At 39.2% G+C, this 6,772-nt stretch carries 3 protein-coding genes and 1 pseudogene; all 4 read left to right on the top strand.

All coding sequences use genetic code 11. The features are described 5' to 3' along the window. A partial coding sequence (locus QVP90_RS19795) for a family 78 glycoside hydrolase catalytic domain (protein WP_288204940.1) occupies nucleotides 1–1,673 on the top strand: 1,673 nt, incomplete at its 5' end. A 22-nt stretch (nucleotides 1,674–1,695) separates the two neighbouring features. Continuing rightward, a complete protein-coding gene (locus QVP90_RS19800) occupies nucleotides 1,696–3,387 on the top strand; it encodes an alpha/beta hydrolase-fold protein (protein WP_021937397.1) in 1,692 nt (563 codons plus the stop codon). An 8-nt stretch (nucleotides 3,388–3,395) separates the two neighbouring features. After that, on the top strand, nucleotides 3,396–5,912 hold the full coding sequence (locus QVP90_RS19805) for a glutaminase family protein (RefSeq protein ID WP_005925183.1): 2,517 nt from the start codon (nucleotides 3,396–3,398) through the stop codon (nucleotides 5,910–5,912). A 3-nt stretch (nucleotides 5,913–5,915) separates the two neighbouring features. Continuing rightward, nucleotides 5,916–6,772 (top strand): annotated as a pseudogene (locus QVP90_RS19810) (alpha-L-arabinofuranosidase C-terminal domain-containing protein); the annotation flags it as partial.

Genomic DNA, 6,772 nt, shown 5'->3' on the forward strand with positions numbered 1-6,772 from the left:
AAAAACTGGTGGCTCTGAACATGCCTCCGATTCGTATAACAGACAGACTACATGCAAAAAGTATTAAGAAGTTTAGCGATACCAATTATGTGTTTGATTTCGGACAAAATTGGTGTGGAATAATTGATGGAGTATTTAAGGGAATAGAGGGAACTCGTGTGAAAATAAAACATGCGGAAAGTCTTGATGAAAAGAGAGAACATGTGTATGATGATTGTTTGACTGGTTTCTACAATGCCGAACGTTACGGAAAGCACCCCGATGATGAGCAATTCCAAACGGATATTATTTATTTAGATGGGAAAAAGGACCATTTTGTTCCTCGATTTAGCTACAAAGGATTTCGGTATGTGGAAATCACTTCAGACAAGCCTTTAAAGCTGGATAAAAAGAGTCTGAATTCTTGTTTTGTACATACGGATGTTCCGGAAATTGGATCTTTTGAATGCTCTAATCCTTTGTTTAACAAGATAATGAGTGCAACCCGATATTCTTATCTGTCCAATTTGATCGGAATTCCGACAGATTGTCCGCAACGAGAGAAAAACGGCTGGACGGGAGATGCCCATCTGGCTATAGAAACAGGGCTGTACAATTACGACGCCATTACTTTTTATGAAAAATGGATGAGGGATTTACAGGATAATATGTTTGATAATGGTCGTCTTGCTTGTATTATTCCTTCTGGTGGCTGGGGGCAAACGGACAATACGGTTGATTGGACTTGTGCAGTAGCCATTATTCCTTGGACTATTTATGAATTTTATGGAGATGCTACCTGTTTAGCCGAAAATTATGAAATGATGAAAAAGCATGCAGACTTTTTTCTGAAACATTATCCGGCTGGTTTAGTCCCAGATGCTTGTTTGGGTGATTGGTGTCCTTATAAAGCGGTATCTAATAAGGAATTAACGGCATCCATCTGTTTCTTCCGGATGGTAGATATTATAGCAAAGGCAGCCCGGTTATTCAATAAGGAGGATGATTTATTCTTTTATAGAAAAATGGCGGATAAAATAAAAACTGCAATCAATAAAAAGTTTTTGAATGAAGAAACGGGTATTTATGCAAGCGGTTATCAGGCGGAGTTGAGTATGCCTTTGCGTTGGAATATTGTTCCCGAACATTGCCGTGCTAAAGTAGCCGCCAACTTATCAGCACGAGTAAAACAGGACAATGATCATTTGGATGTCGGCATCTTTGGTTGCCAGGCGTTATTGGATGCTTTAACCACAACAGGAAATGTAGAACAGGCATATCGAATAGCCAATCAGACAGATGAACCTTCATGGGGTAACTGGATTGAGCGGGGAGCAACGACTTTACATGAGTGGTGGCAGTATGATGGAAAAGCCATAACTTCTGAAAATCACATAATGTTTGGTGAAATTGGTGCCTGGCTTTATAAAACATTGGGAGGAATCAATCCGGATGTTGCATGTCCGGGATTTAAGAATGTGATATTGAGACCTTATTTTTTGAAAGATATTAGTTATGTAAAAGTGTCGTATATTACGCCTCAGGGCATGGTTAAATCTTCATGGAATAGGAAAGGGGCAAAAATTATTTATAAAGTGACAGTTCCTCCTAACTCTACAGCAACGTTATTTTTACAAAAGGACGAGCCGGTGAATTTGAAATCCGGAACATTTACTTTTGAAGTGATACCATGACGAATATTATAAATGGAAAGATATGAAAACTGTAGAAAGATTTTTATTGGCAATTGTTGTAACTTTCTGTTGCGTAAATGTTGCAGCCCAATCCGGATATGATGCAAAATATCCATATGATCCGGCGAAGCAGCCTGTTGACGAAAGTGTAGCCGGTGAGGTATTGGAATTTCGTTTTACCAACTCCAAAATTTATCCGGGAACGGAGAGAAGCTATTGGATTTATATTCCTAAAGCTTATAAAGGTGATAAACCGGCCTGTTTGTACGTATGTATGGATGACATTTTGTTTAAAGCCACTACCGTTTTTGATAATTTGATAGCAACTGGGGAAATGCCAGTGACTATTGGTGTTTTTGTGGGGCCAGGTAAAATAGAAAGAAATGGAAAGTTTCTCCGGGCTAACAGAAGCTATGAATTTGATACTACTAACGACCGTTTTGTTCGTTTCCTGTTAGAGGAGTTGTTGCCTGATGCCGAAGCTAAAAAGACTACAGACGGACGTTTATTAAACTTTTCAAAGAATCCTAATGACCGTGCCATTGCAGGGGCAAGCAGTGGAGGTATTTGCGCTTTTACTGCTGCTTGGGAACGTCCTGATGCATTTCGTCGTGTGTTTAGTGCTTTTGGCTCTTTTGTAGCTATGAGAGGTGGTAATGAATATCCAGCGTTGATACGGAAAACGGAACCTAAACCTCTTCGTATCTTTTTGGAAGACGGAACAGAAGATGCATGGAATCCTCTTTTAGGGCATTGGTTTGATGGTAATTTGCTGATGGAATCAGCTTTGTCCTTTTCCGGGTATGAGGTAGCTCACTCTTGGGGGCATGGTGGACATGACGGAGTACATGCTGAGAATATTTTTCCGGATGTAATGCGTTGGCTTTGGAAAGGATGGCCGAAAGAGGTGGAGTGTGGTGTTTCGAGGAATGATATGCTTTCTGAAATTATAGACAGTCAATCACAGTGGCAGGAGATAGAGTTACCAGGAGTAATATCCAGTAGCCTGTTTGCCAATAATTCCGGAGATATTATATTTCAAACAATTGATCAGAATATCCATAAACTGAATCAGGATGGTATACAGAATTTAGGTCGATTCTCTGATTGCTCTTTGGTAGGTGTATTGTATAATAACTTGTTATTATTGGATTCGTCGGGTAGACTCATGAATGATAAACGTGACATATTGCTGAAGGGGATGCAAGGGACCGAAAGTATTTTACCGGTGGATGAATCAGTAGTATATACAGTTCAGCAGAAAGATAATGGAAATATATTATGGAAAGTAAATTTGAACAGAAAATCAAAAGAAAAAATAGATGAAGATGAGGTAGGAGGGAAGTTTTTGGCTATATATCCTGATCATTCACGTTTAGTACAGAGGAGAGTAAATTCCCAATGGATATATTCTTATGTTCCCTCGGAAAACGATTTATTCTCTGATAAACAGCCTTATTACAGATTGCATAGTACCAATGATTCTTTTGCTTCTGAAAACGGAAATATGGTATTTGACAGCAGGGGGTATCTTTATGTAGCGACTCTGCTGGGAGTTCAGGTTTGTGACAGAGAGGGGTTGGTAAGAGCTATATTACCAATACCCGGTGAACAAATACATTCTTTATGTTTGGGTGGTAAAGATATGAATGAGTTATATGTTTTGACAGAAGATAACTTATATGTTAGAAAATTGAATACGTCAGGAATTTGAGTATAATTATGAAGAAAAATATTTTACTTTTACTATTAAGTTTTTTGTCTTTTTATGTAGAAGCTGGGAATAATAAAGAAGTGCCGGCTTCTCATTTCAGGGCTCCTGCTTATCCATTGATTACAATTGACCCTTATATTTCTGCGTGGTCGCATACTGATAAACTGTATGAAGATGACGTCAGGCATTGGACGGGAACAGAACATCCTTTAGTAGGTGTTTTGAGAGTAGATGGTAAATGCTATCGTTTTATGGGGAAGGATAAGCAAGTATTAAAAGCAATACTAAAAGATGCTCGGAACGAAGAATGGCAGGCTAAATATACAAATACATTGCCTTTGGCCGATTGGTATAAAAAAGAGTATAATGATGTGGGATGGCAGGCAGGTGTGGGGGCATTTGGAAGTGCTGATATGTCTCACGTTAAAACCGGATGGAGCCAGGGGGATATTTGGATACGCCGGAAATTCTCAATCGATCATAAAAATGTTATCAAGAAAAAGTTATATCTGATTTATTCACATGACGATATTTTTGAATTGTATCTGAATGGGCAGATGTTGGTGAACACAGGATATAAGTGGAGAAACTATGTTGTGCAACCTTTGGATGCGGAACAAGTGAAATCTCTGACATCAGAAGATAATCTTATTGCAGCTCATTGCCATAATACGATGGGAGGAGCTTATGTTGATTTTGGTCTTTTTACCGAGGATGAGGTAGAGTCCTTTTTTGGCACGGAGGCCGAACAAATAAAGGTGAATGTATTACCTACTCAAACTTATTATTCTTTTTATTGCGGTCCAGTGCAATTGGATTTGAAGTTTACGAGTCCATTGGTTCTTACCGATCTGGATTTATTGAGTAGTCCGGTTAATTATATTAGTTATGAAGTTCGGTCGTTGGACAAGCGTGCACATGATGTACAGATCTATTTCTCTGCAACTCCCAAATGGGCAGTTAACAGCCCGGAACAAGAGGTTAGTGTAGAAAGCTATCAATCTTCTGGCATTCATGTACTAAAAACAGGAACTTTAGAACAGAATGTTTTAGGTAAAAGCGGTGATATCATTTGTATTGATTGGGGGTATTTTTATCTGGCAGGTAAACAGACGGAAGCCTCTGATATGTCTATGGGGGCTCCAGTATCTATTCAGAAGAGTTTTGCCGAAAAAGGAATACTGCCAGTTACAAAAACAACCCGGACATCCGCACGGTTAGATAAGGACGAAACCCTCTTGGCGTATAGTGAAAATATGGGTAATGTGAAAGAACAAAAAGCAGAAGGCTATCTGATGATTGGCTATGACGACATTGCCTCTGTCCAATACTTCGGGCAAAACTTGAAGGCGTATTGGAAGAAAAAATATCCGACGATGGAAGCTGCATTGGCCGATGCCCGAAAAAACTATACCAAAACCATGCAGAGATGTGACGAGTGGGATTATAAGGTGATGAAAGATGCGGTTGAAGCTGGTGGACAACAGTATGCCGAACTTTGTGCTGCTTCTTATCGTCAGGCGGTAGCGGCTCATAAATTGGTCTTAGGTCCTGAAGATGAATTGTTCTTTTTTTCAAAAGAGAATAATAGTAATGGATCTATTGGTACAGTGGATGTGACGTATCCTTCTTGTCCTGTTTTTATCCAGTATAATACGGAAATAATGAAAGCCATGCTGAATTTTATATTTGATTATAGTGAGTCCGGACGTTGGAAAAAAAACTTTGCAGCACACGATGTTGGTACATATCCATTGGCAAATGGGCAAACTTATCAGGAAGACATGCCTGTGGAAGAAACAGGAAATATGTTGATTATGACAACGGCGATTGCTATTGCTGATGGAAATGCGGACTATGCAGCCAAACATTGGGAAACATTGACTATTTGGAGTAATTATCTGGCAGAGGAGGGACTGGACCCTGAAAATCAGTTATGTACTGAAGATTTTGCAGGACATTTGGCACATAATGCAAATCTATCCGCTAAAGCTATAATGGCTATTGCTGGTTATGGACGTCTGGCTAAAATGTTAAATAAACCGGAGGAAGCTAAGAAATATACTGAGATGGCTAAAAAAATGGCTATTGAATGGGAACGTAAGGCTAATGATGGAGACCATTATCGCTTGGCTTTTGATCGGCCGGATACTTGGAGTCAGAAGTATAATTTTGTGTGGGACAAAACTTTGGGAATGAATGTGTTGCCTACTGAAATAATGAAAAAGGAAGTTGCTTTCTATCTGAAAAACCAGAATAAATATGGATTACCTTTGGATAATCGCTTCACATGGGGCAAAATAGATGATACAGTATGGAGCGCTACCATGGCCGATTCGGAGAGTGACTTTCAGGAGCTGATACGACCTATTTGGAAATATGTGAATGAAACTTCCTCAAGAGTTCCTTTAGGCGATTGGTATGAAACATTGAATGCTGATTATATTAATTTTCGGGCACGTTCGGTAGTTGGTGGTGTCTTTATGAAGTCATTGGATCATTATCTTAGAAATAAAAGGAAATAAAGTATGAAAACATGGGTGAAAACAATGGTACAGTTTGGAGGTTTGTTCTCTTTACTGTCCTGCAATCAACCTATTGATGTAGTAACGATTGATTTGTCAAAAGAAGAGGCCGAGATACCTTCCTCTTTATATGGTATCTTTTTTGAAGAGATTACTCATTCCGGTGATGGAGGTTTATATGCGGAAATGATAAGAAACCGTGGTTTTGAAGATGGTACTTTGCCTTCCGGTACGGTTTTGAAGGATGGAAAAGCGATAGCCAAACCTTTACATTGCTATTCCAATGATTCCATCAATCATTTTAGTATTGCATGGAGCGATTCTCTTTTTATGGAAGGCTGGGAAGTTAAGTGTATTTCCGGTACAACCGTTCCTTCTTATAAAATAACGGAGGAGAAACCATTGAACAGTGCTACTCCTCATTCCTTATTTGTAAATCTCGGTGCATCCGTATCTGATGTATTGGTTATGAATGCCGGTTACTGGGGAATAGCTGTAACCGAAGGACAAAAGTATAATTTTCAATTTCATTTGTTTACGGAAGAATTGAGGAATGCTGTAGTGAAAGCTGTCCTGCTGGATCGTGAGGAACAGGTTGTGGCTTCTGAGGAATTCCGGGTTGTACAGGATGGTTCCTGGAATCGTTATGAAGGAACTTTTACAGTTGATGTAACAGCAAATGATCTTCGTTTTGCTTTGTTATTACCTCATAAAGGCAAAGTATATATTGATTTTGTATCGATGTTTCCCGAGAATACTTTTCGTGGACATAAAAACGGATTGCGAAAAGATGTTGCCGAAATGCTTGAGTCGTTGCATCCCGATTTTGTTCGTTGGCCTGGTGGCTGTATTGTCGAAGG

The organism is Bacteroides sp. CAG:189 (assembly GCF_000432295.1).
Classification (GTDB): Bacteria; Bacteroidota; Bacteroidia; order Bacteroidales; family Bacteroidaceae; genus Bacteroides; species Bacteroides salyersiae.